This is a genomic window from Methylophilus sp. (assembly GCF_052437885.1).
Classification (GTDB): domain Bacteria; phylum Pseudomonadota; class Gammaproteobacteria; order Burkholderiales; family Methylophilaceae; genus Methylophilus.
On the sequence record NZ_JBQVPB010000011.1, the window covers coordinates 92,241 to 119,093 of the forward strand.

The 26,853-nt window shown below is 53.2% G+C and carries 24 protein-coding genes; 2 read left to right on the top strand and 22 right to left on the bottom strand.

Translation table 11 applies throughout. The annotated features are described in order from the left end of the window. Positions 1–25: 25 nt before the first annotated feature. The 7 genes from ACT6RZ_RS11865 to ACT6RZ_RS11895 form a co-directional block, all read right to left on the bottom strand. On the bottom strand, positions 26–400 hold the full coding sequence (locus ACT6RZ_RS11865; RefSeq protein ID WP_442586379.1) for a 4a-hydroxytetrahydrobiopterin dehydratase: 375 nt from the start codon (positions 398–400) through the stop codon (positions 26–28). Positions 401–541: 141 nt separating this feature from the next. Then, a complete protein-coding gene (locus ACT6RZ_RS11870; protein ID WP_444702308.1) occupies positions 542–1,375 on the bottom strand; it encodes a triphosphoribosyl-dephospho-CoA synthase in 834 nt (277 codons plus the stop codon). A 22-nt stretch (positions 1,376–1,397) separates the two neighbouring features. Beyond that, the gene (locus ACT6RZ_RS11875; protein WP_444702309.1) at positions 1,398–2,303 is read right to left on the bottom strand and encodes an ATP-grasp domain-containing protein; all 906 of its coding nucleotides are present in this window, start codon (positions 2,301–2,303) and stop codon (positions 1,398–1,400) included. 107 nt (positions 2,304–2,410) lie between these two features. After that, the gene (gene mch / locus ACT6RZ_RS11880) at positions 2,411–3,385 is read right to left on the bottom strand and encodes a methenyltetrahydromethanopterin cyclohydrolase (protein ID WP_444702310.1); all 975 of its coding nucleotides are present in this window, start codon (positions 3,383–3,385) and stop codon (positions 2,411–2,413) included. Further along, positions 3,351–4,508 (bottom strand): ATP-grasp domain-containing protein, encoded by a 1,158-nt coding sequence (locus tag ACT6RZ_RS11885; RefSeq protein ID WP_444702311.1) that lies wholly within the window; start codon positions 4,506–4,508, stop codon positions 3,351–3,353. Before ACT6RZ_RS11885 ends, mch begins: the two co-directional genes overlap by 35 nt. Positions 4,509–4,516: 8 nt before the next feature. Then, positions 4,517–5,410 carry an NAD(P)-dependent methylenetetrahydromethanopterin dehydrogenase gene (locus ACT6RZ_RS11890; protein WP_444702312.1) on the bottom strand — a complete coding sequence of 298 codons (894 nt, stop codon included), beginning with the start codon at positions 5,408–5,410 and terminating at the stop codon, positions 4,517–4,519. 139 nt (positions 5,411–5,549) lie between these two features. Continuing rightward, entirely contained in the window at positions 5,550–6,524 is a 975-nt protein-coding gene (locus ACT6RZ_RS11895) for a beta-ribofuranosylaminobenzene 5'-phosphate synthase family protein (protein WP_444702313.1), read from the bottom strand. A gap of 199 nt (positions 6,525–6,723) precedes the next feature. On the opposite strand from ACT6RZ_RS11895, the gene ppsA reads away from it, so the two are divergent. Both ppsA and ACT6RZ_RS11905 read left to right on the top strand, forming a co-directional pair. Further along, positions 6,724–9,096, top strand: a complete 2,373-nt coding sequence (gene ppsA / locus ACT6RZ_RS11900; protein WP_444702314.1) for a phosphoenolpyruvate synthase — start codon at positions 6,724–6,726, stop codon at positions 9,094–9,096. Positions 9,097–9,129: 33 nt separating this feature from the next. Next, complete coding sequence (locus ACT6RZ_RS11905; RefSeq protein WP_444702315.1) at positions 9,130–9,933, top strand: pyruvate, water dikinase regulatory protein; 804 nt, start codon at positions 9,130–9,132, stop codon at positions 9,931–9,933. Positions 9,934–9,989: 56 nt separating this feature from the next. Here ACT6RZ_RS11905 and ACT6RZ_RS11910 read toward each other — a convergent pair whose 3' ends face one another. From ACT6RZ_RS11910 to ACT6RZ_RS11980, 15 genes are all read right to left on the bottom strand, one after another. Then, positions 9,990–10,685 (bottom strand): hypothetical protein, encoded by a 696-nt coding sequence (locus ACT6RZ_RS11910; protein WP_444702316.1) that lies wholly within the window; start codon positions 10,683–10,685, stop codon positions 9,990–9,992. 148 nt (positions 10,686–10,833) lie between these two features. Beyond that, complete coding sequence (locus ACT6RZ_RS11915) at positions 10,834–12,021, bottom strand: multidrug effflux MFS transporter (RefSeq protein ID WP_444702317.1); 1,188 nt, start codon at positions 12,019–12,021, stop codon at positions 10,834–10,836. Between the two features lie 154 nt (positions 12,022–12,175). After that, positions 12,176–13,357: a pyrroloquinoline quinone biosynthesis protein PqqE gene (gene pqqE / locus ACT6RZ_RS11920; RefSeq protein ID WP_444702318.1), complete on the bottom strand. Its 1,182-nt coding sequence runs from the start codon at positions 13,355–13,357 to the stop codon at positions 12,176–12,178. Positions 13,358–13,374: 17 nt separating this feature from the next. Further along, positions 13,375–13,659: a pyrroloquinoline quinone biosynthesis peptide chaperone PqqD gene (pqqD, locus tag ACT6RZ_RS11925; protein ID WP_444702319.1), complete on the bottom strand. Its 285-nt coding sequence runs from the start codon at positions 13,657–13,659 to the stop codon at positions 13,375–13,377. Between the two features lie 29 nt (positions 13,660–13,688). Further along, on the bottom strand, positions 13,689–14,453 hold the full coding sequence (gene pqqC, locus ACT6RZ_RS11930) for a pyrroloquinoline-quinone synthase PqqC (protein ID WP_379055577.1): 765 nt from the start codon (positions 14,451–14,453) through the stop codon (positions 13,689–13,691). Between the two features lie 9 nt (positions 14,454–14,462). Further along, positions 14,463–15,404, bottom strand: a complete 942-nt coding sequence (pqqB, locus tag ACT6RZ_RS11935; protein WP_444702320.1) for a pyrroloquinoline quinone biosynthesis protein PqqB — start codon at positions 15,402–15,404, stop codon at positions 14,463–14,465. A gap of 298 nt (positions 15,405–15,702) precedes the next feature. Further along, positions 15,703–16,785 (bottom strand): 3-deoxy-7-phosphoheptulonate synthase, encoded by a 1,083-nt coding sequence (locus ACT6RZ_RS11940; protein ID WP_444702321.1) that lies wholly within the window; start codon positions 16,783–16,785, stop codon positions 15,703–15,705. Next, positions 16,782–17,903: a histidinol-phosphate transaminase gene (hisC, locus tag ACT6RZ_RS11945; protein WP_444702322.1), complete on the bottom strand. Its 1,122-nt coding sequence runs from the start codon at positions 17,901–17,903 to the stop codon at positions 16,782–16,784. The genes ACT6RZ_RS11940 and hisC overlap by 4 nt, the downstream gene beginning before the upstream one ends. Positions 17,904–17,929: 26 nt before the next feature. Next, a complete protein-coding gene (gene pheA, locus ACT6RZ_RS11950) occupies positions 17,930–19,012 on the bottom strand; it encodes a prephenate dehydratase (protein WP_444702323.1) in 1,083 nt (360 codons plus the stop codon). Between the two features lie 23 nt (positions 19,013–19,035). Next, positions 19,036–20,115 (bottom strand): 3-phosphoserine/phosphohydroxythreonine transaminase, encoded by a 1,080-nt coding sequence (gene serC, locus ACT6RZ_RS11955; protein WP_444702324.1) that lies wholly within the window; start codon positions 20,113–20,115, stop codon positions 19,036–19,038. A gap of 8 nt (positions 20,116–20,123) precedes the next feature. After that, positions 20,124–22,694, bottom strand: coding sequence for a DNA gyrase subunit A (gene gyrA, locus ACT6RZ_RS11960; protein ID WP_444702325.1), 2,571 nt, complete (start codon positions 22,692–22,694; stop codon positions 20,124–20,126). A 251-nt stretch (positions 22,695–22,945) separates the two neighbouring features. After that, the gene (locus ACT6RZ_RS11965) at positions 22,946–24,133 is read right to left on the bottom strand and encodes an O-succinylhomoserine sulfhydrylase (RefSeq protein WP_444702333.1); all 1,188 of its coding nucleotides are present in this window, start codon (positions 24,131–24,133) and stop codon (positions 22,946–22,948) included. Between the two features lie 209 nt (positions 24,134–24,342). Further along, entirely contained in the window at positions 24,343–25,878 is a 1,536-nt protein-coding gene (purF, locus tag ACT6RZ_RS11970; protein ID WP_444702326.1) for an amidophosphoribosyltransferase, read from the bottom strand. Positions 25,879–25,909: 31 nt separating this feature from the next. Continuing rightward, on the bottom strand, positions 25,910–26,428 hold the full coding sequence (locus ACT6RZ_RS11975; protein WP_444702327.1) for a CvpA family protein: 519 nt from the start codon (positions 26,426–26,428) through the stop codon (positions 25,910–25,912). Between the two features lie 8 nt (positions 26,429–26,436). Next, positions 26,437–26,853, bottom strand: a 417-nt coding sequence (locus ACT6RZ_RS11980; protein ID WP_444702328.1) for an SPOR domain-containing protein, incomplete at its 5' end; no start/stop codon positions are given.

Sequence of the window (26,853 nt, forward strand, 5' to 3'; positions counted from 1 at the left end):
ATAGTAACGATGACTCGCAAGCAGTTTATTTGTCATATTTCACGTAACTGAAACGCAGGTCATCTTGCGGCGTGCCTTCCAGGGCTGACCCCGCTTGCGCATTCGGTTGCCACTGGATCACTTCTTCGATCTTGCGCGCCAGCTCTATGTCTTTCATGGTGATGCCTTTGGCGCTATGCGTGCACAGCTTGACGATCACGAATGCGTAGGAAACGGTGAGGTCCGGGTGGTGCCAGGCGGCTTCGGCCAGATGCCCTACCGTATTGACCACCATCAGTGTGCCCTTCCAGCTATTGGTTTTGTATTTACGGCGTATCCAGCCTTCTTCGTAAAACCAGTGTGGTAAAGACTCAGCGAAATGTTGTTGGATCTCCTGTTCGGTCAAAACCTGTTCAGTCATGGCGTTCTCCTGATAAATATAATGGGCAACATTTAAACAGGCAGTATACCTTAGCCCTGCAAGCCATTTGTAGCAATCTGCCGCAGCTTGGGTCTGGCTTGGGTCTGGCTTGGGTCTGGCTGGGCCAGCCGGATGCCGGAATCAGCTCAGCATTGCCAGCATGGCCGTGATCACGGTCAGGTCGGCGCTGGTGCCTGGGTTCAGCCGCGCTTGCTTGAGCGATTGATCCCATTTGAGCAGGGTCGCCATATAGTGTTTTGGGTTGTCGAGTGCCATAAAAGCCTGCGCGTGCTGGCTGGCAAGCTGCTGCACCTCCAGCGCGACAGTTGCGCCATACTTGCGGGCGATATGACTATCCGGCACACAAGATAACCAATACAGATATACCGCTGTCAATGCCCAGGCCGGGCGCTGCCAGCGTTCTACACAGGTTTTATATAAGGGCAGCGCCTGGGAAAAAAGTTGCGCATACCCTTCGCTATACTGGCGCGCCACCATGTCGTGCGCACTTGCCAGTTGCATGGCTTCTAGCAGGGTGATCTGTGGTGTTTGCGAGATATCGTGCTCATTGCGCTCGCCCATGCCTGCCGGGCTCACCAGCCGGATGCCGGCGTAGGCCAGCGCTGCGTCTTCCAGCGTGGTTTCATTTAACACTTGCGCCAGGCCGGCTGACAAAGGCAGATGCGGATAGCGCAGGCTAGCCTGCACGACAGGCGCGGCCAACAAGATGATACCCAGATTGGTATTACAGGCGACTTTGGCGTAGGTGACCTCCAGCGCCGCCAGGATACGTTGGCCCAGGCTGCGATCACCGTATAGTGTATCGTCACATAATAGTGGCGCCGAGACTTCGGCGCTGGCGATAAAGTGCTGTACCTGCATGCCATGGCCATCGGCAAAGATATGCACATTGCCGGGCTTGAGTGCTTCCAGCTCGGCCAGGCAGGCATTTGAATAGGCACTTTGTACGTTCATGGTTGAGCGCGGTATGGTTTGGTCAGCATGGCTGTTCATCGGCAAAGCGTAGCAGGTCAGCCACCAGGATATCTGCGATATTCAGGTCCGTGATGGTTTGCAGGCCGCGCCAGGCAGGAATACTGTTGACTTCTATCACCCACAGCTTGCCGTGCCTGTCGCGCATGAGATCCACCCCGGCGTAATTGATGCCTATGGCGGCAGCTGCCTGCACACCTAACTCAGCCACATCCATCTCGTGACTGGCGGTGCAGCGTGCGCCGCGTGCCACATTATGCAGCCAGCCATCGCCCTGGCGCCGCATCACCGCCACCGGCTCGCCATTGACGACAAACACACGGTAATCATGCTGGTTTGCGCCGCAATCGATCTTCTCCTGCAGGTAATAAATACCATCCACGAACATATCCTGTGGCAAGGCGAACTGCTGCGCATGTTCGATCAAACGCACGCCTTTGCCCTGCGAGCCAAACAAAGGTTTGATCACCAGTGTCTTACCGTTATCCAGTGCCTGCTGCATCAGCGGGTGTGCCTGCTGCCGGTATTCACACACCCAGGTATTCGGTGTAGACACCCCATGCTCGGCCAGCAGCTGGGTGGTGAGGCTTTTATCTACGGTGGTTTCAATGGCGCGGGCATGGTTATAAATGGTCATGCCCTGCCGCTGCAGGGTATGCAGTATATTCATGCGCGTGATGATCTGCTGGGTGGTCCCGGCAGCCACACCACGCACAAAGGCGATCGTTGCCGGCGCTGGCAAGCCTGGGATATGCACCTGCACACGCTGATCCACGATGCTGACATGGCAACTATCCAGGCAGACCATATGCGCTTGCCAGCCCTGGCGCTCAAACGCCTGCGCCAAGGCCTGCCCATGCCAGCCGCCCGCCTGGGCGACTTCATCAGTAAAGATAGGAACGACTTTCATACACTCTGGGAAATGGCTGCAGGGGTAGTGTCAGTGGCTATGCAAAAGCTTATGTACACAATGCACATTAACGCTTTTATGGCATGCCGCTGCACTTTACTTTATGTTTACCCACCGAAAGACTGGTTTAACAGTGCCTCATTGAATTGCCCGGCAAAGAAAGTCTTGCCAGACTTGAGGTTGGTGACACTGACTTTGGCTGGTGAAAACAGCATAGGGTCTATCTGGTAGAAATCCATGTTCACGGCTTTAAACACCTCGGCGAACGGACGGCCATAATCTTTAGAAGCCGAAGAAGGTAATTGTTGTGCCAGTTGCTCTGCGGCAGCATCTTCAGCATTGACGAACAATTGCACAAAACCGCCAAACAGGATGGCATCGTTAGTACGGCCCATGCCGGTGATAAAGTCTGGTGAAGGGGCTGGCACCGGCGCTACGCCATAACCATCGACGATGGCATTCAGATCGAAATGCAGGGTATGGCATTTATGCAGCGCCACTTCCAGCACGCGCGCGGTCACTTGCAGTGAGCCGGCGATACTGCGCGTAGGTGTCAGGATAAATGTCAGCTTGCTGGCCGGCAAGCCGGTATCCCTGGCGACCTTTTCTATCACTTCTACTGGCGGTACCTTGTCGGTTTCCAGCACCAATACCGATTGCTCGCCCTTATCGCTGTAATTGATGTCTTTGAACACCTCTTCACGCTGGGCGATGGCACGCGCCGGGCCGCTGCCCAGTGAGAAGAATTTCTCATGCGATAAGGCCCAGCCGGCATACTGGCTACCCAGGCAGGCAATGACAGGCTGTTTGGCCGTCACCACCACACTGAGTGGCCAGTTGGCAAATTGCGGTACTTGCTGCAAGCTGACACCACCCAGGCCGCCCATGCAGATCTCGGCAATGATGCGTCCGGCTTCAAGACCACCAGGGGTCTGAATACCGGCATCAATGATAGTGGCGCCGCTGGCATGCGTAGTGACCAGACAGCCCAGGGCTGGCGCGTTAGCGATCAGATGTGCGACCAGAGGTGCGCTGTATTGTTGTACGCTAATGGATGTTGAATTCGATACGTTCACAGACATAAGTCCCCCATAGTTTCTCTAATTGTGTTTTTTTGTCTTGCAATGCTTGCTGTAATTCGTCTTTGGTCGCACCTTCTGCATACAGGCTGCATAATGGTTGCCCGGCAATGATGCTGCCGCCCTCTGGTTTATCTTCCAGCCAGGCTGGAAAATCCATATATTCTGTTTCTATGGCCTGCCGTGCATACAAAATGCAATGGCTGGCATAGTTGCTGTTTGCAACCAGCTCAGGCATCAGCGTGCCCTGGCAGCTGGCAAGCTGGGCGTGTATCAGCGGCAAGTCAGCATACAACCGCATGCTGGCACTTAACCTGGGGTTGATCTCCAGTAGATGCAACTGCCCATCCTGCCAGATCGCATCCAGGCTGTTGATGCCGACCAGACCCAGATCAGGCAGCAGCGCCTCCAGCAACGCCTGCATGGCAGCGATCAGCTGGGGTTCATGCAAACGTGTAGCGCCTGCATAAGTATAGTTTCCCGGACGTTGCTTGAGTGCATGCACACCTAGCAATGTCACTGAGCCAGGGTCTTTCACCGAGCCTTGGTCTTTTACTGAGCCTTGGTCTTTCACTGGGCCTGGCTCTGCCACAAACAGTGCACCTACGGCCAAGCCGGGTTGCAGCCTTTGCCAGTAAGCTTGTGCGGCCGGGCTGGCAACTGCGGCCTGATGCCACTTTAAAACATGTGACCCGCCGCTCTGCCCTGCTACTTTATATAACCATTGCCCTTGTTGCGGGGCTTGTGCTTGCACTGACGGTGTCATCACGCCATGCGCTGCACAATAATTGCTCAACCAGTATGGATTTTTGACTTGCGCTAGCAGTGCGGGTGTATTGCCTGCCAATGCATAGCGCTGATACAGGCTTTGATACAACGCGATGCTGGCCTCAAAACCCGAGCCTATCAGTAAGGTTTCGGGCTGCCAGCTATCCAGTTTTTCAAATAAGGCATGGGCATCTTCTGCACTTAACTGCCCGGCCAACGCCGGTAATCGCCATACCTGCTGTGCGGCCTGCTGCGTATCCACATCAGCAAAAGCATCTATTGCCAATACTTCAAACCCTGCACTTCGCGCCATTTGTGCATAGATGCGGGCACTTTGTGACAGGATAGCCAACCGCAAGAATGCAATTACTCCACGTGGGCACAGGCATATTCATACGCCTGATGGTAATCAATATGCATGGGAGACTCGCTTTGCAGCATTTGCTCCAGCAATTTATTCTGTGTCACATACTTGAGCTGGCCTATCGCCAACGCACCAAAGCCGGCCACTTGCGTACCTTCGATCAGGCCACCATTGGAGAAGGTATCTACCCCTTCAATGCCGGAAGGTGGGACTGCGTTCACGTCAGCAACGACTTTTAATGATTTGGAATCAGCAAACTGACGGGTCTCCAGTACACGTATGCCGGCAGGCGTGGCGCACAGAGCAACGGTGGCTTCATTCAGGATAGCGATCTTGGCCGCTTCTGAGCTGCCATCCACCACTTGCAGTTTCACATCGTAGCTGCTGGATAATTTATCTACATAGGCTTGCATGCTGTCTGTACCCGCATGTGCCACCATCAGCACGGTGGAACCCTGACGCGCAGCGATCAGTGCCGCAGTTGAGCCTACCGTACCACTGGCACCAAAAATGGCGACTTTTTCCTTGCCCAGGCCACTGCCGGATTTCTTCAGGTAAAAGTCGACTTTCGCCAGCATGGCTGCGGCAGTAGTAAAAGCACCCGAAGGATCAGAAAAGGTATGGCATTCGAACGGTTTAAACATGGCGCTACGGGCCTGTTTCTGCATTTCAAGTGCAACCTGGATATCGCGACCGCCAAAGAACAAGGCTTGCTGTTTAAGACCGCTGGGACTACGCGAGAAGATCGCATCCTGGGTCAGTGCGACCACTTCATTCAGCGTGACATCCGAATAGGAGATAATTTTTTCATAGCCTGCATCAAACGCCATATTCACATCGAATGGGCTGGCATTTTTAGCGGCTGTGAACAAATGCATAATACTGGTTTTTTTCATTATTCCCCCTGTGGAATCCATTTACTAAATAGTATCACGTAGCAATATACACAATCATGCACAGCTTCAAAATCAAAAGCAGACCTTAAAAACAGTAACTTTTCCCGAATATGTCATGGATTGTTAACTGAGGTGCTGGCTAATTCTCAATACTATTCAACGTTATCTGTGATGGGTCATTGACGGCGGCGGTCACAATAAACGACAGATGCGCGTCATTGGCATATTGCTGCAACAGCGTCGCTTGCTGTTGCATGGCTTCGGCTTTTGAAGGCAGCAATATAAAGCCGGTGGGGCCCCATGAGGTTTGGCCCAGTCCACGATAACCCTGTTGCTGGAAGGCATGCAGAATAGCTGCCACTGACTGGCTGGCATAAGGCCCGCCTTGCGCAGGTGCGAAATAATCAGCGTTATAACTTTGCAGCGCACCAACAAATTCGCTGAAAGCCTGGAAATCCTGTTCTATCAATGCCGGCAAGCCTTGCATCAGTAACAGGTGCTGGATGTCGCGTGTGGCTGAACTGCCAAGCGGCGACAATTGCTTGAACGCATTTTTTTCGCCACTGCCATGCAGACCATCGCGGCTTTGGTCCATGATCAGCAAAAAATGCCAGTCTTGCGGAAAAGCATGTCGCGCAAGTAAAGGCGGCACTATGGTCGTGGCGCCACGGCCACCATCGACCACCAGCCCGCCATGATCAAAAGTCGCTATGCCTATGCCGGAACGTGCTCCACGCTGGTGGGCGGCTGCGATCTGTGCGCTGTTGACCGGCAGATCCAGCAAGGTATTCACCCCTGCCCCCACCGCCAGCGTCATCTGTGTGCCTGAGCCCAGGCCGCTGTGGCGCGGAATCGCCTGCTGTATGTTGAGTTCCAGCGCGGTATCCAGTGCCAGGGATTCCAGGTGCCGTTGCAAAATAGCCGATGCCCAGGGGTCGACAGCAAGCTGCTGCGGTCGTGCTGTCACGGTCAGTGCGGTCTGGTAGGCAGCGATCGCCACGCCCACGCTGCCGAAACGTCGCCCGGGCTGCCCGCTAAGATCAAAAAAACCCAAATGTAAGCGGCCATGAGTGGTCACGCTGACCGAACGTTGTGCGGAGATCACTGCATTCATGAGGTAAATTTTACTGAAGCTGAAAAATATGGAATGTCAGCGTGATGCTGACGTGACATTAAAACATGATTTTGGCATAATGCTGGGAGAAAAGTAATTCCAGAAACAGGTTAAGCTCAATATTAAGCCTCACTTTCGAATTCAATCCATTGCTTCCCGCGATAGATTTCATCTGATTTAAAACAATTAAGGGTTTTATATGGTAAGTCATGTTATTCCATTTGAGAATCTCAGAAATAGCGATGTGCCGTCCGTCGGTGGCAAAAATGCTTCTTTAGGTGAAATGATCTCTCAGCTCAGTGCCAAAGGTGTACGCGTACCTACCGGGTTTGCGACCACAGCCGATGCATACCGTGAATTTTTATCCCAGGACGGTTTAGATAAAAAAATCAATGACTTGCTTGATAAATTAAATGCTGATGATACGCAAGCGCTGGCCAAATGTGGCAGTCAGATCCGCCAGTGGATCATGGAAGCGGAGTTTCCGCCGGCTTTACAGAGCGCGATTGCGCAGAACTATGCAAAACTGATCGATAAATCGGCGCCAGGCACTACCTTTGCCGTACGTTCATCTGCGACAGCAGAAGACTTGCCCGACGCTTCCTTCGCCGGTCAGCAGGAAAGCTTCCTGAACATTCATGGCCTGGACAACATCAACCACGCCATTAAAGAAGTATTTGCTTCCTTGTATAACGACAGGGCTATTTCATACCGTGTGCACAAAGGCTTTGTGCATGCCGACGTGGCGCTCTCAGCCGGCGTACAGCAGATGGTACGTTCTGATATCGGCTGTGCCGGTGTGATGTTTACTATTGATACCGAATCCGGCCACAAGGATGTTGCCTTTATCACCGCCTCTTATGGCCTGGGCGAAACCGTGGTGCAGGGTGCGGTCAACCCTGATGAATTCTACGTACACAAGCCATTGCTCAACCAGGGCAAACCGGCGATCGTACGTCGCACCATGGGTTCCAAGCTGATCAAGATGATCTTCTCTGACGCGACCCAGGCGGGTAAATCTACCCATACAGTGCCTGTGGATGCCGCAGAAGCCAACCGCTATTCACTAGACGACGCCGATATCCTGGAACTGGCTGGTTACGCCATCACCATTGAGCAGCACTATGGCTGCCCTATGGATATCGAGTGGGGTAAAAACGGTCTGGATAATAAACTCTACATCCTGCAAGCGCGTCCAGAGACCGTGAAGTCGCAGGAAGCAGCCAAGAATGTCACCGAGACATTCAAGTTGCAGAAACACTCTTCTGTGCCTGTGGTCGCCGGCCGTGCCGTGACCCAGAAAGTCGGCGTAGGCCCGGTGCGTATCGTGCTCGACCCGGCAGAAATGCATGAAGTACAACCAGGTGACGTACTGGTCGCTGACATGACAGACCCTAACTGGGAGCCGGTGATGAAACGCGCCAGTGCCCTGGTGACCAACCGTGGCGGCCGTACCTGTCACGCGGCTATCATTGCACGTGAATTAGGCATCCCGGCTATTGTCGGTTCAGTCAATGCGACTGACCTGCTGCGTGACGGCGAGATCGTGACTGTTTCGTGCGCTGAAGGCGAAACCGGCTTTGTTTACCATGGTGCCCTGGATTTTGAAGTGTCTACCCAGTCCAACGCTGCCTTGTCCAAACCGCCTTGCAAGATCATGATGAACGTAGGCAACCCGGATATGGCGTTCACCTTTGCGCAGACACCTAACGACGGTGTCGGCCTGGCGCGTCTGGAGTTTGTGATCAACAACATGGTTGGCATACACCCGAAAGCGATCCTGAACGTCGATGCCATGCCTAAAGCGATCCAGACCACGATACACAACCGTGCACGTGGTTACGCCAGCCCTAAACAGTTCTACATTGATAAAGTAGCTGAAGGCGTGGCAACGATTGCTGCTGCGTTCTACCCGAAACCGGTGATCGTGCGTACATCAGACTTCAAGTCTAACGAGTACAAAAAGCTGGTAGGTGGCGACATTTACGAGCCGGATGAAGAAAACCCGATGATAGGTTTCCGTGGCGCAGCGCGTTATATGGCAGAAGACTTTAAAGAGTGCTTTGCCATGGAATGCCAGGCGATGAAGAAAGTCCGTGATGAACTGGGCCTGGTCAACGTTGAGTTGATGATCCCGTTCGTGCGTACACTGGATGAAGCCAAAGCTGTGACAGAGATCATGGCGGCAAATGGTCTCAAACGTGGTGAGAACGGCCTGCGCCTGATCATGATGTGCGAGATCCCATCCAATGCCCTGCTGGCTGAACAGTTCCTGGAATACTTCGATGGCTATTCCATCGGTTCCAATGACCTGACACAGCTGACATTAGGCATGGACCGCGATTCCGGCATTCTGGCAGATGGCTTCGACGAGCGTAATGACGCGGTCAAAGTGTTGCTGAAAATGGCCATCAGCACCTGTAACCGTTTGGGCAAGTACGTGGGTATCTGCGGCCAGGGCCCTTCTGACCATGAAGACTTTGCTGAATGGCTGGTCGCTGAAGGCATACAGTCTGTGTCGCTGAACCCGGACACCGTGGTTGCGACCTGGCAGCGCCTGACCAAGAAATAAATCTTTTTAAGCTCTTAAACTCAAGGCAATCGCATGAATCACCGTTCTGTATTTATTATTTCTGATGGTACGGGGATCACTGCGGGTGCCTTGAGCAAGCTGCTGGAGCATTTTCCTAATACCAAATTTACCACCACCCGCCTGCCCTTCACCGATAATGATGAAAAGGTACAGGCTGGCTTCGAGCATATCCAGAAAGTGGCAGATCAGGACGGCATACGCCCTATCGTGATCATGTCGGTCGGTAACGGCGAGCACAGGAACCGCCTGAAACAGGCCAATGCCTATTTTATCGATCTGTTCCACCGCTTTATCTATCCGTTGGGCTCTGAGCTCAACCAGGAGCCGCTGACAGGTGCCAGCATCGCTTACAGCTCTATGGGTAACAGCTACCATGAGCGCATGGAAGCGATCAATTTCACGCTCAACCACGATGATGGCATGACCAATACCGGGCTTGATGAAGCCGAGGTGATCCTGATAGGCGTTTCGCGCTGTGGCAAGACGCCGACCAGCATCTACCTGGCCATGCAGTTCGGCATCAAAGCCGCCAACTACCCCTTGATCCCGGAAGATTTTGAGCGCGGTTCATTTCCTGCTGCAGTAGAAAAAAACATAGACAAGATCTTTGGCCTGACCATTAAGCCAGAGCGCCTGCATTCGGTGCGTAGCGAGCGTCGCCCGGACAGCTTCTATGCTTCGCTGGATAACTGCCGTAAAGAGATTGAAATGGCCGAAAACATGATGCGCCGCTATGGCATCACCTGGGCCGACTCTACCAGCCGCTCTATCGAAGAGCTTTCTGCGCTGATCCTGCAAAAAATACGCCAGCGCTAAGGCTGGCGGTTTTATGTGCTTATGCGTCCTGGACAGGACGCAGGCTGGCTGGCTATTTAGGCAGCCATCGCCATCGCTGGTGTCTTAAGCTGCGATTTGCCGTGTGCTGGCGCCTGTTGTGGTTTCAACATATCACCACGCCAGAAATAATAAAACTCACGCGCAACACTCAGAAATGCATGCTGGGTACCCAGCGCATTGAATAGTGGCAGATTCCTGTCCACCATTTGACGGTAACTATGCGATTGCTTGTGCGGTACCTGGCGCAGCGCTACCAACAGGCACTTGGCCATGCGCATGCGCTCTTTAAACGCCGCCTGGTCAAAACCTTTGCTCTCGGAAGCACTCAGAAAAGCCTCCATCACAGCTTTCTCGGCGCTGGACATTAAAGTCTTGTCCAGGTCATACCACTGTTTGAAAAGTTCATCTTGCGTGGTGGTCACCGTAGGCACATTGCCGTTAAAGACCTTGGCCTGGCTCATGGCAGCGATCGCTTTGATGTCGCGCACCCAGAAAGAGAAAAACTCGCGCACCACCGGCAACACCATAGGGATCTCGGCGGTATCTATACTGGCGATAAAACGGTCTACGGCCTGGCGGTATTCGTTGCCGGCACAGGGGATATCTTTTAAAAATGCACTCAGGCGGATAATGGTGAATTCACGCTGTATCAGCATGCGTGCGCTGACACCCTGCCCGGTCAGCAGTTTCACGTAGGCCTTTAGTGCTTCTTCTTCTCTGGATATTTCCATAGGTGACTCCCATCTGCTTTTCTAGTTGATACTGTTGTTTGAACAGTTATTTACACTAGTATCTTAAGGCAGCATGTAGGAATTCAAATACGCGATTAAATCAGTAAAGGCGCGACATTTGCACAGTTTGAGTGCACGGCAGGTGTAGTCAGGCCGATTTAAAGCGGCGGTGTATCATGAGCATCAGCAGCGCGCTGACCAGCGTCATCCCCAGCATGGCCTTAGACATGCTCAGGGTCGAATGCCACACCAGAGGCACCACCACGGCTGAACTCAGTGTAGAACACACCATCTGTATAAACGCCTGGGCCGAGGCGGCAGTGCCGCGTGATTTTGGGTAAAAATCCAGCGCTGCGATCGACAGTATAGGCACCACCGTCGCCATGCCCACATTGAATAAGGCGATAGGCAATATCGCCATCCACCACAAGGGTTCGCCGGCATAAATCGCCTGTATGACTACATTGATGCTGGCAACCAGCACCATCCAGGCAAATGCCCAGCGTATGGTAGTGGCAGGCGACAATTTACCGGCGGTATGCCGCGCCAGCCACGAGCCTGTCATCATGCCGGCAACGGTAGGAACGAACAAGAAACCGAATTGCTGGCTACTTAAATGCAAATGCTCGACCAGAAACACCGGGCTGGCGAGCACATAGATAAAAAAAGCGGAAAAGTTCAGGCCTACGCAGGCAGTCAGGATCAGAAACTGGCGGTTGCCCAGCATCTTGCCGTAAGTTTGGGTGATGTTCTGCACTGAAAATCGCACCCGTTGCGCGGCAGGTACCGTTTCAGGCAGGTAGCGCACCGCCGCCCATAATGACAAGGCGGCATACAAAGCCAGGAAAATAAAAATAGCCTGCCAGTGTATGCCCAGCAGCACGCCGCCCAGAATAGGCGCGATGGCGGGCGCAATGCCAAACAGCATCTGCATGGTGGCCATCACACGCTGTGCTTGCGGGCCATCAAATAAATCGCGCACCATGGCTCGGGCCACCGTGTTGCCTGCCCCGCCACTCATGCCCTGCAAGGCACGGAACAGCCACAAGGTCTCTACATTGGGCGCAAACGCGCAACCTATGCTGGCCAGTACAAAAATACCCAGCCCCCACTTGATGGTCGTGATGCGCCCTACCGCATCCGACACTGCCCCGTGACACAAAGTCATCACCGCATAAGGCAGCAGGTAAAAGGTCAGGCTCTGCTGTATGGCAAGCGGGTCGGCCTGCAATGAATCCGCCATGACGTGAAAGGCCGGCAGATAAGTATCGATGGCGAAAGGCGCCAGTGCAGCCAGGGCTGCCAATACATAGACCAGTAATACCGAATGCTGCACTAAGACTCTTTCACTAACGATATGTCAAAAAGGGATATGTCAAAAAAGGCATGGGTTAAATGAGGCCAGGAAAATAACGGCTATCAATATGACACGATAAAAAACAGCAGGCGCAAACTGCGCCTGCTGATTATAAAGCATATGCCTGCTACGGTCAGGGCAAGGCGTGAAATTGCTCCACTCTTTCCTTGTCACCCGCCACATATTTTTTCGAGTTCTTGTCGGTGCGGAAAATGATCGGTTGCTCGCGCACCAGCGGGTTTTGCGAGCTGAGCAAAGCCTCGTCGATCAAGTGGCGATTAGGCGACTTGGTACATACCGGGTCGGCCATTTCTGCATCGCCGCTCAGCAGATAGGACTGGCAGCGGCAACCACCCAGATCATTATCCTGCTCATCGCAGCTACGGCAAGGTTCTTTCATCCAGTCCTTGCCACGGTATTTGGTAAATGCCGGCGACTCTTTCCAAGCCCATTCCAGGCCATTCTCACGCACATTGGGGAAAGTCATGCCTGGCAACACCCGGGCAGAGTGGCACGGCAAGACATCGCCATTGGCAGTGACAATCATGAACACCTCGCCCCAGCCGTTCATGCATTTTTTCGGCCGGTCGGCAAAATAATCCGGCACCACGAAAAACACTTTCATTTTATTGCCTACACGTTCCCTGAAGGCGTTGGTGGCAGCTTCGGCGCGGTTCAGTTGTTCACGGGTGGGCATCAGCTGGTCGCGGTTGACCAGACTCCAGCCGTAATACTGGGTATTCGCCAGTTCGACATAATCGGCCCCCAGTGCTTCTGCCATCTCCAGTATCTTGCCCACCTGGTCGATGTTGTAGCGGTGTATCACCACATTCAGCACCATAGGATAACCATGCGCCTTGATCATGGCCGCCACTTTCTTCTTCAATTCGAAAGTGCGCGTATCGGTGATAAAGTTGCTGATGTCTTCGGTCACGTCGTGCATGGAGAGCTGGATATGGTCCAGGCCACCCTCTTTGAACGCCTGTATGCGTTTCTCGGTAAGGCCGACGCCGGAAGTGATCAGGTTGCTGTAATAGCCCAGCTTGTGTGCTTCGGCAACGATCTCTTCAATATCGTCGCGTAACAAAGGCTCACCACCAGAGATACCTAGCTGGATGGCGCCCATTTTACGCGCATCGCGCAGGGCACTGATCCACTGCTCTGTGCTCAGCTCGTTTTTGGTGTGTTTGTCATAATCGGTCGGGTTGTAGCAGAAAGCACAGTGCAGCGGGCAACGGTAAGTCACTTCTGCCAACAACCATAGCGGTTGCTTCTGTGTCACATTTGCTGCCACGCCATTGTTTAATTGTGCCATGCTGCTCTCCTTGCGGATCAATTCACCTTGCGTAACCAGGCTTTACCTACTGCCAGGTCAAACATGCCGAGAATATCGGCTTCTATACCTTCTGCGTCAGGAAAAGCCGTTTTCAGCTCAGCCACGATATCACCCACACTGGCCTTGCCATCCACGCGTTTCAGAATCTCGCCAGCGCCGCCATGCAGTTTGACCATGCCCTCGGGAAACAGGATGACATAGCTCTGCTGCGCTTCTTCCCATTGAAAGCGGTGGTGAAAAGCGATCGCATAGATATCGGCGTGTTGAATATTGTTTTCCATCATTAAACTTTCAAAGTTGCTGATTAAAGTCAGTCTTCTATCTTGATCACTGGCTGACGCAGATAATCGCGGCCTTCGGTTTTGATCTCGGTCGAGGCCAGCATGATTGAGTCGGCGATCACCCACAAGATATTCAGCTTGAATTGCAGGATATCCAGCGCTTTCAACTGCATTTCGCGCGAGGTGCTAAAGTAATCCAGAGTGACACTCAAGCCCTGCTCCACATCACGCCTGGCCTCGGTCAGACGTTTTTTAAAATACATCAGACCCTCTTCTTTCACCCAGGGGTACATGCTGGGCCAGGAACTGATGCGCTGCTGGTGGATATGCGGTGCGAACAGTTCGGTCAGGCTGGAGCAGACACTCTCCTGCCAGCTACGCTGCTTGGCGAAATTGATATAAGCATCCACCGCAAAACGTACACCTGGTGATACCAGCTCCAGGCTGGTCACTTGTTCTCGCGTCAAGCCTACGGCTTCGCCCAGCTTGATCCAGGCCTCTATGCCGCCGATCTGGTCATCTACGCCGTCGTGGTCGGTGATGCGCACTATCCATTGTTTACGCACTTCTTTATCCGGGCAGTTGGATAAGATCGCGGCGTCCTTCATAGGAATAGCGATCTGGTAATAAAAACGGTTGGCCACCCAGCATTGCAATTGCTCTTTGGTCAGCTTGCCCTCATACATCATCACATGGAAAGGATGATAGATATGGTAGCCCTGACCTTTTTCACGTAGTTTGGCTTCGAACTCCTCACGGGTCCAGGGTAGTTTTGCCTGCGTCACTGCGTTCATCTAGCTCTCCTAAAGAATGATATCCATACCGTCATACGCGACTTCGATCTGGTGATCGTTGAGGATCGCGCGCTCGGCGGAATCTTCCCTTAAAATCGGGTTGGTATTGTTGATATGTATCAGTACCTTACGCACTGATTTTTCGCTGCCGAATTTATCCAGCTCTTCTATCATGCCGCCTGGCCCGGATTGCGGATTATGGCCGATACTGCGCGCAGTCTTGCTCATCAAGCCCATGTCCAGCATCTCGGTATTGGTCCAGAAAGTGCCATCGACCATGATGCAGTCAGCCTGGTTCATCAGCGGCGGCAAGTGCGGCTCTATCTCGGCCAGGCCAGGCGAATACCAGCATTTCTTGCCGGTAGAGATCTCTTCTATCAACACGCCTATGGTGTCGCCCGGATGCGGGTCATTGCGGTGTGGGGAATATGGTGGCGCGGCACTCTTGAGTGCCACCGCTGTAAACCGCAGGTTAGGCACATTGGGTATCTCAAAGCTGCTGGCGTGGCTGACATCATTGCCGTCAATAGCGATCTCGTGATGATTGACGCCGCAGTAATGTCCCAGGATATTCAGGATCTGGTTACCGCTGGTGAGGTCTTCATACACCATCTTGGTACAGTAGATCTCGCGTTTCACCTGGCCTTCACGCAGCATGAACAGGCCGGTGGTATGGTCTATCTGCGCATCGATCAGAATAATGCCCTGTATGCCGCTGTCGCGTATGGCGCGGCCAGGTTGCAGGGCCGGGAATTCCTGTATCTGTTGCAGGATATCTGGCGAGGTATTAAATAACACCCAGTCAACGCCATTGCTTGAGACACAGATAGAAGACTGTGTACGCCGGGTGGCCTTGATCGTGCCTTTACGCAAGCCATCGCAGTTCTCACAGTTACAGTTCCATTGCGGGAAACCCCCGCCAGCACCAGCACCCAACACGTGTATATACATAATCGCTTCTTGTTTTAATGGTTATAGACCTAGCAGGTCATCATACAATAATTACCTGATGGTCGTTGACAACTCTTCAAGTGACAGCCGTGACGTCGAAGACCAACTGTAGCCACTTCGCCACTGCTATTCTGGTATGACTGGCATCATACGCATGGGTTGCAAGAACACCCTGCTACTGACAATGATTCCCTGCTCATGATTTTCATGAGCCCGGTTTTCCAGCAGCTACCCTGCAGGCCATAAAACAAAAAACCGCACTGGCTAGAGTGCGGTTTTTGCATGACCTGATGGCCGTTTACTCCTGCTCTAGCAGCTTCTCGCGGCGTGCCTTCACCGCGGCAGCCAGAGCTTCCAGCACTACCACCGAGTCATCCCAACCCAGGCAGGCATCGGTGATAGACTGGCCGTAATTGAGGCTGCAGCCCGGGGTATGGTCCTGGCGGCCTTCGTTGAGGTGTGATTCCAGCATCACGCCTATGATGCGGCTATCGCCATTGGCGATCTGCCCGCAAACATCGGCCACCACTGCCATCTGATTCTTGTACAGCTTCTGACTATTGCCATGACTGCAATCCACCATCAATACCGGCGCCAAACCTGCATCGGCCAACTGCTGGCATACTTCAGCGACACTTTGCGCATCGTAGTTGGGCAATTTGCCGCCGCGCAAGATCACATGACAATCTTCGTTACCCCTGGTAGCAAAAATGCCAGACGTGCCTTCTTTGGTCAGGGACAGGAAATGATGCGGGCTGGCAGCCGTTTTGATCGCATCTATGGCGACCTTGGCGCCACCATCGGTGCCGTTCTTGAAACCGACCGGGCAGGACAAGCCCGAAGCCAGTTCGCGGTGTATCTGCGATTCGGTGGTGCGTGCGCCTATGGCGCCCCAGCTGACCAGGTCGGCGGTGTATTGCGGCGAGACCACATCGAGGAACTCTGTCGCTGCCGGCATGCCGATCTCGTTGACCTCCAGCAGAAAGCGCCGCGCTTTTTCCAGCCCGGCATTGATGTCGTAAGTGCCATCCAGGTGCGGGTCGTTAATCAAGCCTTTCCAGCCGACGGTGGTGCGCGGTTTTTCAAAATACACCCGCATCACGATCAGCAACTCATTGCCCAGGCGGTTGCGCACTTCCAGCAGACGTTTGGCGTATTCCATGCCAGCCTCAGTGTCATGGATTGAGCACGGCCCGACGATCACCACCAGGCGGTCATCGCCCTGATGCAGTATGTGATGGATGGCAGTACGTGTTTTCAGGATGTTCTGGGTGCTGACTGTGCTTTCCTGCAGGCGTGACAATAGCTCCGCTGGTGTGACCAGTGGTTTGATCTCAAGCACCCGTACATCGTCGGTGGCTAATTTTTCGTAAGCGTTCATGACTGTAAAATCTGTTCCAGCACTTGCAGAAAACGTGCATTCTCACTAAATAAACCTATGCTTACGCGCAGGTAATCCGGCATTTCATAATTGGCCACTGGCCGCACTATCACGCCCTGCTTTAACAAAGCCTGGTTGACAGCGCCTGCATTGGTCACTTTAAAGCTGACAAAGTTGCCAAACGAGGGAATAAAGCTCAAGCCCAGTTTGGTTAAACCTTGCGTGATTTGTGTCATGCCGGCCTGGTTGGCGGCATAACTGCGCGACACGAAATCCTCATCCTGCAACGATACCGTCGCCGCTACTTGCGCCAGGCTATTGACGTTAAAAGGCTGGCGTACACGATTCATCAGATCGGCCAATGCGGCATGCATCAAACCAAAGCCTACGCGCAACCCGGCCAGGCCATAAGCCTTGGAGAAGGTTCGTGAGATGATCAGATGATCAAATGTACTCAGCCAGCCGATCGCTTCGGATTTATCGTCGGCAGACAGATACTCATCATAAGCTTCATCCAGCACCACCACGATATGCCTGGGCACTTTTTGTAAAAAGTCTTTTAACTCGGCCTTGGCGATCAGGGTGCCGGTCGGGTTATTCGGGTTGGCGACAAAGATCAGTTTGGTTTTGGGCGTGATGGCTGTTAAAAATCCGGCCAGATCATGCGCAAACTCGATCGCAGGCACCACTACGCCAGTCGCACCAGCGGCCTGCGTCACCAGCGGGTAGACCGCAAACGCATGCTGCGAATAGATCACTTCATCGCCTGCGGTCAGAAAGGCCCGCGCAGCCAGTTCCAGGATGTCATTGGAACCGTTACCAAACACGATCTGCTCAGGTTGCACCGCATACTTGTGGCTGACTGCATCGCGCAAGGCAAAACTGTTGCCATCCGGGTAGCGCGCGATCTCGTAAATAGCTTCTTCCAGCGCCATTTGCGCTTTGGGGCTCATGCCTAACGGGTTCTCGTTAGAAGCCAGTTTGACGATATCTGCTTCGTTCAGGCCCATTTCACGCGCCAGTTCGCTGATAGGCTTGCCACCCTGATACGGCGCAATGGCGCGGATATTGGCAGGAGCTAATTGTGACAACTCAGACAGGCGTGATGCATCAGACATAGTGTGTACAGTTAAAGATGGGATGGTTAAATAATAGCAGTCGGGTATGAACCCAGCACTTTGAGAAAAGTCGAGCGGTCAGCCAGCTCAGCCAGTGCGGCTTGCACATTAGGCGCTTGCTGATGGCCCTCAATATCAACAAAGAAGACGTAGTTCCACAGGTTTTGACGCGAAGGCCTGGATTCCAGCTTGGTCATGCTCACACCATGGCGTGACAGTGGCTCCAGCAACTGCAATATCGCCCCCGGCTTATTGTGGGCACTCATGACCAATGAGGTCTTATCCTGCCCTGACGGGGCGACCGCATGGCTACCCAGCACCAGAAAGCGCGTAGTGTTTTTCGGGTCATCTTCTATATTTTCGGCCAGGATATGCAGGTCGAATAATTCAGCGGCACGTTTGCTGGCGATGGCCGCGGCGAACGTGCCCTGACTGGCAACCAGCTCATGTATCATCTGCGCAGCACGGGCATTGCTGACCACGGCCTCGCGTTCAACGTTAGGCAGTATCTTGTTCAGCCACTCATGGCATTGCGACAGTGACTGCGCATGACCGAAAACGTGCGATATCTGTGTGATATCCTGTTGTGCAGACAACAAGCAGTGATGTACAGGCAAAGTCACTTCACCGACCACCTGCAAGGCACTCGCCAGCAACAGATCCAGCGTGATGCCGACGGCGCCCTCGGTCGAGTTCTCCACCGGCACTATGCCATAGTCTGCCTGGCCTGCTTCCACCGTGCGGAACACTTCATCTATACTGGCACACACCACTGCCTGGCGGCCTTCGCCAAACTGTTTGAGTGCGGCTTCTTCGCTGTAAGTGCCCAATGGCCCTAAAAACGCGATCGCCAGTTCTTTTTCCAGTGCGCGGCAATTGGACATCACGGCACGGAAAATATGGCTCACCGCTTCAGCTGACAGTGGGCCGTCATTCTCGCTTTGCATGCGGCGTATGATCTGCGCCTCACGCTCAGGTCTATAGATGACACCATCATTCTTTAAATGCCCGATTTCGCGTGCCAGTTTCGCGCGTTCGTTCACCAATGCCAGGACCTGCGCATCGATGGCATCAATTTTATCTCTAAATTGTTTTAATAAATCAGACATTTAAAACTTATACTTAATGTTAATTAAGAATTATTATTTTCGAATTCCTGCATGAATGTGACCAGTGCCTGTACGCCCTCTATAGGCATGGCATTATAAATACTGGCGCGCATACCGCCGACCGAACGGTGGCCTTTCAACTGCAACAAACCACGTGCGCCGGCCTGTTTCAGGAAAGCATCGTTCAGGCTCTCGTCACGCAAGCGGAACGGGATATTCATACGCGAGCGGTAAGCTGGCTGGATAGGGTTATAGTAAAAATCGGTTTGATCCACATAGTCATATAGCAGTTTGGCCTTGGCGATATTGAGTTTCTCAATCGCCTCTACCCCGCCCTGTGCCAGCAACCATTCAAATACCAGCCCGGCAATATAAATGCTGTAAGTAGGCGGTGTATTGATCATGCTCTGGTTTTCTGCCTGGGTCTTCCAGTGGAATACCGCTGGCGTGAGCGGTGAAGCCTGTTCCAGCAGGTCTTCACGCACGATCACCAGGCACAGGCCGGCCGGGCCGATATTCTTTTGTGCTCCGCCATAGATCACGCCATATTTAGAGACATCGATAGGACGTGAAAGGATATGCGAAGACATATCGGCGACAATAGGCACACCGTGCGTTTCCGGCACCTCCAGAAACTCGACACCGTTGATGGTTTCGTTGGTGCAATAGTGCACGTAAGCGGCATCACGATTCAACTGCCAGTCAGCAAATGCCGGCACATGCGTGAAATCATCTGCTTCAGCCGAGGCGGCGATATTGATCTGGCCGTAGGCTTTGGCATCTTTCACGCTGCGTTTGCTCCAGGAGCCGGTGACTACGTAGTCGGCCGATTTGCCATTGAGCAGGTTCATGGGAATGATGGCATTCTCTGCAATGGCACCACCCTGTAAGAACAGCACTTTATAATTGGCCGGGATCGCCAGCAACTGGCGCAAATCGGCTTCTGCCTTTTCCAGGATGCTGGTGAACTCTTTGCCACGGTGTGACATTTCCATCACGCTCATGCCGCTGCCATGCCAGTCCAGCATTTCAGCCTGGGCACGTTCGAGTACGGATTTCGGCAACACTGCCGGGCCTGCAGAAAAATTATAAATCTTAGTCATGTCTCAAGTTATTCTTCGTTTTCGTCTTCAACGTCGTCGGTCTCTACGATTTTTTCCAGACCAGAAAGTTTTTCACCCTCACCCAGGTTGATCAGCGTCACGCCTTGTGCGGCACGGCCCATATCGCGGATCTCCTTGACGCGGGTACGGATCAATACGCCACCGGTAGTGATCAGCATGATCTCGTCATCCGCAGTGACCAGTCTGGCTGCAACCGCCAGGCCATTACGTTCGCTGATGGCAATGGCTTTCACACCCTGCGTACCACGGCCGGAGTGACGGAACTCTGACAGCACGGTACGTTTGCCGTAACCGTTTTCAGTCGCGACCAACACCGATTGCTGGTCATTCTCGGCGATCAGCAAGGAAAGTACCCGCTGTTTGGTGGCCAGTTTCATCCCGCGCACACCACGGGTCGCGCGGCCCATAGGACGCACATCATCCTCGGTGAACCAGACGGCTTTACCGCCATTGGAAACCAGCACGATGTCATTCTTGCCATTGGTCACTTCGGCGCCGACCAGGTAGTCATTATCATCAAGATTGATGGCGATGATGCCGGATTTACGCGGATTGGAGAACTCGGTCAGCGCGGTTTTCTTCACCGTACCCATAGAGGTCGCCATAAACACGAAATGGTTCTCGTCGAATTCTTTCACCGGCAGGATGGCATTGATCTTCTCGCCTTCTTCCAGCGGGAACAGGTTCACGATAGGTTTACCGCGGCTGACGCGGCTACCTTGCGGCACTTCATATACCTTAAGCCAGTAGACACGGCCACGGCTGCTGAAGCACAGGATGTAGTCATGCGTATTCGCCACAAACATCTTGTCGATGAAGTCATCTTCCTTGGTCGCTGCGGCCTGTTTACCACGGCCTCCACGGCGCTGGGCCCTATACTCATCCAGAGGCTGTGATTTCACGTAGCCGGTATGTGACAGAGTCACTACCACATCCTGCGGCGTGATCAGGTCTTCCAGCGACAAGTCCTGCGTATTATGCTCGATCTCGGAACGGCGCTTGTCGCCGAACTGTTTCTGAATCTCGTTCAGTTCTTCCACAATAATGGCGGTGACGCGCTCGGGCTTGGCCAGAATATCCAGCAGATCGGCAATGATATCCATCACTTCTTTGTATTCGGTGACTATTTTGTCCTGTTCCAGACCAGTCAGGCGTTGCAGACGCATCTGCAGGATCTCTTGCGCCTGGATATCTGACAAGCGGTAACCTTTAGGCGTCAGGCCAAAGTCTACCGACAAGCCTTCCGGGCGTGAGGCTTCCATGGCCGCACGTTTCAGCATTTCTTCCACCACGGTGGAATGCCAGTCTTTGGCCATCAATTCTTTTTTCGCTTCCGGCGGCGTTGGTGCGGCCTTGATGATAGCGATCATCTCGTCCACATTGGCCAGCGCAACCGCCAGGCCTTCCAGCACATGGCCACGGTCACGCGCTTTGCGCAGCTCGAACACGGTACGCCGTGTGACGACTTCGCGGCGGTGGCGCAGGAAAGCTTCCAGCATCTGCTTGAGGTTGAGCAGACGTGGCTGGCCATCCATCAGGGCCACCATGTTCATGCCGAAGGTATCTTGCAGCTGGGTCTGCTTGTAGAGGTTGTTAAGGATTACTTCAGGCACTTCGCCGCGTTTAAGCTCGATCACCACACGCATGCCAGACTTATCCGACTCATCGCGCAGGTCAGAAATACCTTCTATCTTCTTCTCGTTGACCAGCTCGGCGATCTTCTCTATCAGGGACTTCTTGTTCACCTGATAGGGCAGCTCATCAATAATGATGGACTGGCGGCCACCTTTATCCAGGTCTTCAAAGTGGGTGCGGCCACGCATGACCACACGGCCACGGCCAGTGCGGTAACCCTCTTTAACGCCTACGGTACCGTAAATAATGCCGGCAGTCGGAAAGTCAGGCGCCGGAATGTATTCGATCAGCTCATCAATGCTGATCTCAGGATTTTTCAGCAACGCAAAACAGCCGTTCAGTACTTCATTCAGGTTGTGCGGCGGAATGTTGGTCGCCATACCCACCGCAATGCCCGAGCTGCCGTTGATCAGCAGGTTAGGGATACGGGTAGGCATGATCAGCGGTTCTTGCTCGCTGCCGTCATAGTTAGGGCCAAAGTCGACGGTTTCTTTCTCGATATCTGCCAGCAGTTCGTGTGCGATCTTGGACATACGGATCTCGGTATACCGCATGGCCGCCGCGTTATCGCCATCTACCGAACCAAAGTTACCCTGGCCATCGACCAGCATATAGCGCAGCGAGAAGTGCTGCGCCATACGCACTATGGTGTCATACACTGCAGTATCACCGTGCGGGTGATACTTACCGATGACGTCACCGACGATACGCGCTGACTTTTTGTATGGCTTGTTGTAGTCATTGGAAAGCTCGTGCATGGCGAACAGCACGCGCCTGTGCACTGGTTTCAGGCCGTCACGCACATCTGGCAAAGCACGACCAACGATCACGCTCATGGCGTAATCAAGATAACTGCGGCGCATCTCGTCTTCGAGACTGATAGGCAGGGTTTCTTTAGCAAACTGATCGGGAGACTGACTCATTCTTGACCCATTTTATAGTTAAAAGTTATCTCGCGATTCTAGCATATTTAGCTGAACCTGGCTGACTTAAACGCGGCTAAAATGGCCTGCATCATGCCTGCAGGCAAGAAAAGAGCTGGCGGGAAGGAGAATCGGGATCCCAGACTTTTGTCAGGCTGGAATGGCGCGATATAAAACTGCGTATAAATGAAAACGGTTTATCGTCATGCCAGCCACTGGCGATCCGATAAACCGCTATTCTTGCAGCAGGATCAGGCCCGGGACAACAATTGCAGATCGTTTTTCAGATCTTCCACGTGCTCCAGCCCTACCGCGATACGCACCAGATTATCCCTGATACCGGCCTCGGCGCGCGCCTCGGCTGTCACCCGGCTATGCGTAGTGGTGGCCGGATGGGTGATGGTAGATTTGGCATCGCCCAGATTGGCGGTGATGGAGATCAGCCTGGTAGCATCAATGAGTTCCCAGGCGGCCTCCTGCTCACTTTGCCCAGGGCGCGGCTTGACCTCAAACGTGACGATACCGCCACCCAACCTTTGCTGCTGTTGCGCCAAGGCATACTGCGGGTGCGAAGGCAGGCCGGGGTAATGAACATGTGCCACCCGTGGCTGCTGTTCCAGCCATTGCGCGATCGCCAGTGCGCGCGCCGCGTGTGCTTCCATGCGTATCTGCAAGGTCTCCATGCCTTTGACGAACACCCAGGCATTGAATGCACTCATGGTGACGCCGGCGGTGCGCAGAAAACCATATACCGGCTCCATCAAGGCTTTATTACCCAGCACAGCACCGCCCAGCACCCTGCCCTGGCCATCGATATACTTGGTCGCGGAGTGGATGACGATATCAGCGCCCAGCTTTAAAGGCTGTTGCAAGGCTGGCGTGCAGAAACAATTATCTATCGCCAGGTGAGCACCGGCCGCATGGGCGACTTCTGCCAGTTTGGCGATATCGCCTACTTCGGTGAGCGGATTGGAAGGCGTTTCGGCAAAAAACAGCTTGGTATTCGGTTTGACTGCCGCTTTCCAGGCCTCAATATCGGTCAATGACACCAGTGTCACTTCCAGGCCCCAGCGTTTGAGGATATTGGAGAACAATTGCACCGTGGTACCAAACACACTGCGCGAAGCGACGACATGGTCACCGGCACTGCAAATGCCCATGATGCAGGCCAGGATGGCAGCCATGCCGCTGGCAGTCGCCACACACTGCTCTGCACCTTCCAGCGCGGCCAGCTTGTCCTGAAACATGGTCACGGTCGGGTTGGTGAAGCGCGAATAAATATTACCCGGCTCGGTGCCGCCAAACCTGGCAGCCGCCTGGGCTGCGTTCTTGAAGCGGAAACTGGAGTTGAGGAACAGGGCCTCGGAGTTCTCACCGAACTCAGTGGTCAATGTGCCAGCGCGTACTGCCAGCGTTTCCAAATGGTATTCATCGTTCATTTTGTCTTGATCTTCCAACTAACTTAATCTTTCAACGGCCACAACAGGTAATAAAAAACCCGCTTCAGCATTGCGCTAAAACGGGTTTTTGGGCTCTCGCTTTAGCAGGATTTATAATGCGCTCGCAAGCTGAGTTCGGCTTCGGTTAAAGTTCGCCACTCAAATCAGCGCAATTTCATTAAACGCCTTTTGCCGGCGCCTGTCAAGCCTTACTCCACCCCGACCAGATCAGTGGATAACAAATTCAAATCGAGCTGGGTAGTCGAGTTTGGCGGTGGCTGTTTCTTATTGAAATCGCTGCGCGCAGCCTCGATACGGTTCAGGTAAGCGGCATCAACATCACCGGTCACATACTTGCCATCAAAGCAGCTGCAGTCGAACTCAGTCAGATGCGGGTTGGATTTGGTGATACTTTCGCGCAAGGCATCCAGATCCTGGTAGATCAGGGCATCGGCACCGATCTCGGCACAGATCTCCTCATCAGTGCGATTGGTCGCCAGCAATTCATCACGGCTGGGCATATCTATGCCATACACATTCGGGTAGCGTACCGGCGGTGCAGCAGAAGCGAAATAGACTTTATTGGCGCCTGCATCGCGCGCCATCTGCACGATCTGCTGCGAAGTGGTGCCACGCACGATAGAGTCATCGACCAGCAAGACGTTTTTACCCTTGAACTCGATGCCGATAGGATTGAGCTTCTGGCGCACAGATTTTTTACGCAGTGCCTGACCCGGCATGATAAAGGTACGGCCGATATAACGGTTTTTAATAAAACCTTCGCGGTAATCCAGGCCTAGCGAAATGCCCAATTGCAAGGCACTGGGGCGGCTGGTGTCCGGGATGGGGATCACCACATCGATCTGCTTGTCAGCCCATTCACGCTTGATCTTTTCACCCAGCAAAGTACCCATGTCCAGACGGGTCTGGTAGACAGAAACGCCATCGATGACAGAGTCAGGGCGCGCCAGGTAAACATATTCAAAAATACAGGAAGTCAGTTTTGGATTGGTGGCACACTGGCGACTGAACAGATTGCCATCCATATCGATAAATACGGCTTCGCCAGGCTCTACATCACGCAACAATTTGAAACCCAGCACATCCAGAGCCACGCTTTCAGAAGCCACGATGTACTCGGTGCCCTTGCTGGTCTCCTGTTTGCCTATGACCAGCGGGCGAATACCGTGCGGATCACGGAAAGCCAGCAGGCCGAAGTTGGCGATCATGGCGACCACTGCATAAGCGCCTTTGCAACGTCTGTGCACACCGGCTACGGCATCAAACACCATATCGCTGTTGAGCAAAGCACTTTTGGAGGTCGCTTCGATCTCATGCGCCAGTACATTCAGCAATACTTCAGAGTCGGAGCTGGTGTTGATATGGCGAAGATCCTGCCTGAACATTTCGGATTTCAGCTGTTCTGAGTTGGTCAGGTTGCCATTGTGGCCGAGCACGATACCGAATGGAGAGTTCACATAAAACGGCTGTGCTTCCGCTGCACTGGATGAGCCGGCGGTAGGATAACGCACATGCGCGATACCGACGTTACCGGCCAGGTTACGCATATGGCGGGTATGAAATACATCTTTTACCAGGCCATTATTCTTATGCATATGGAAAGTATTACCATCGCAAGTCACGATCCCTGCAGCGTCTTGCCCGCGATGCTGTAGCACCAGCAACCCGTCATACAACAACTGGTTCACCGGGTTTTTACCTACAATACCGATAATTCCACACATAGCGACATCCTATCCAAGACTAGATTACAAATTAAATGAGAGACTCATCCGCCTGCTGATGTTCCAAATGCACATATTCAGCAATACTAGATGGTACCCACGGCAGCAAATTCAAGACCAACACCTCAACTGGCGCACTCAACATGGCATTGGTCCAGCGTGCGTCCCTGGGAATATCCGTCATCGCAGCCAGCATCGCCAGTATACAGACGATCAGCACGCCTTTGGCTGCGCCAGCAACGCCGCCCAGCACCCGGTTCAGGCCGCCCAGACCCACGGCCTTGATCAAGGTGGTGAGCAGCAATGCCAGCAGGGTGCATAAAAAAAGCACCGCTAAAAATACGAACAGAAACGCGGCAATAGCTTTCACTGCTTCGCCAGGCACTTGTTCAGGAATATAAGTGATCACCTGGCTGTTAAATTTGTTAGCCAGGTAAAACGCCAGCACCCAGCCTATCACTGAAAAAAGCTCACGGATAGCACCGCGCATCAATCCAACCAGAATGGAAAAACCAATGATGCCCAGTACTAAATAATCAAAAATGGTCATGGCCTGATTCAGGACCTGCTCGCCACAATGCCGCTAAAGCCAGCAGCTTCCATTTTTTTCAACGCGGCTGCCGCTTCGTTACGCGTCGCATAAGTACGCGACCGCAAGCGTAACTTCTGGCCGGCAGCATCCACTTTATCGGTTGCCGCATCAAACCCGGCCTGTTTTAGCCTGGTTTGCAGTTTTTCAAGATTGCTGGGGTCAGAAAACACACCGAACTGCACATAAAACTTACCTGATGTTTTATCGGAAGAAACCGGCTCTTCTTTAACCACAGGTTTGGCCGGCGCAACTTTGGGTTCAACTTTGGGTTCAACTTTGGGTTCAACTTTGGGTTCAACTTTGGGTTCAACTTTGGGTTCAACTTTGGGTTCAACTTTGGGTTCAACTTTGGGTTCAACTTTGGGTTCAACTTTGGGTTCAAC

Bases quoted from the DNA above. Each gene is read 5' to 3' on its own strand.
- ACT6RZ_RS11865 (WP_442586379.1), bottom strand. From the start codon at position 400: ATGACTGAACAGGTTTTGACCGAACAGGAGATCCAACAACATTTCGCT.
- ACT6RZ_RS11870 (WP_444702308.1), bottom strand. From the start codon at position 1,375: ATGAACGTACAAAGTGCCTATTCAAATGCCTGCCTGGCCGAGCTGGAA.
- ACT6RZ_RS11875 (WP_444702309.1), bottom strand. From the start codon at position 2,303: ATGAAAGTCGTTCCTATCTTTACTGATGAAGTCGCCCAGGCGGGCGGC.
- mch (WP_444702310.1), bottom strand. From the start codon at position 3,385: ATGTCTGTGAACGTATCGAATTCAACATCCATTAGCGTACAACAATAC.
- ACT6RZ_RS11890 (WP_444702312.1), bottom strand. From the start codon at position 5,410: ATGAAAAAAACCAGTATTATGCATTTGTTCACAGCCGCTAAAAATGCC.
- ACT6RZ_RS11895 (WP_444702313.1), bottom strand. From the start codon at position 6,524: ATGAATGCAGTGATCTCCGCACAACGTTCGGTCAGCGTGACCACTCAT.
- ppsA (WP_444702314.1), top strand. From the start codon at position 6,724: ATGGTAAGTCATGTTATTCCATTTGAGAATCTCAGAAATAGCGATGTG.
- ACT6RZ_RS11905 (WP_444702315.1), top strand. From the start codon at position 9,130: ATGAATCACCGTTCTGTATTTATTATTTCTGATGGTACGGGGATCACT.
- ACT6RZ_RS11910 (WP_444702316.1), bottom strand. From the start codon at position 10,685: ATGGAAATATCCAGAGAAGAAGAAGCACTAAAGGCCTACGTGAAACTG.
- pqqE (WP_444702318.1), bottom strand. From the start codon at position 13,357: ATGGCACAATTAAACAATGGCGTGGCAGCAAATGTGACACAGAAGCAA.
- pqqD (WP_444702319.1), bottom strand. From the start codon at position 13,659: ATGGAAAACAATATTCAACACGCCGATATCTATGCGATCGCTTTTCAC.
- pqqC (WP_379055577.1), bottom strand. From the start codon at position 14,453: ATGAACGCAGTGACGCAGGCAAAACTACCCTGGACCCGTGAGGAGTTC.
- pqqB (WP_444702320.1), bottom strand. From the start codon at position 15,404: ATGTATATACACGTGTTGGGTGCTGGTGCTGGCGGGGGTTTCCCGCAA.
- ACT6RZ_RS11940 (WP_444702321.1), bottom strand. From the start codon at position 16,785: ATGAACGCTTACGAAAAATTAGCCACCGACGATGTACGGGTGCTTGAG.
- hisC (WP_444702322.1), bottom strand. From the start codon at position 17,903: ATGTCTGATGCATCACGCCTGTCTGAGTTGTCACAATTAGCTCCTGCC.
- pheA (WP_444702323.1), bottom strand. From the start codon at position 19,012: ATGTCTGATTTATTAAAACAATTTAGAGATAAAATTGATGCCATCGAT.
- serC (WP_444702324.1), bottom strand. From the start codon at position 20,115: ATGACTAAGATTTATAATTTTTCTGCAGGCCCGGCAGTGTTGCCGAAA.
- gyrA (WP_444702325.1), bottom strand. From the start codon at position 22,694: ATGAGTCAGTCTCCCGATCAGTTTGCTAAAGAAACCCTGCCTATCAGT.
- ACT6RZ_RS11965 (WP_444702333.1), bottom strand. From the start codon at position 24,133: ATGAACGATGAATACCATTTGGAAACGCTGGCAGTACGCGCTGGCACA.
- purF (WP_444702326.1), bottom strand. From the start codon at position 25,878: ATGTGTGGAATTATCGGTATTGTAGGTAAAAACCCGGTGAACCAGTTG.
- ACT6RZ_RS11975 (WP_444702327.1), bottom strand. From the start codon at position 26,428: ATGACCATTTTTGATTATTTAGTACTGGGCATCATTGGTTTTTCCATT.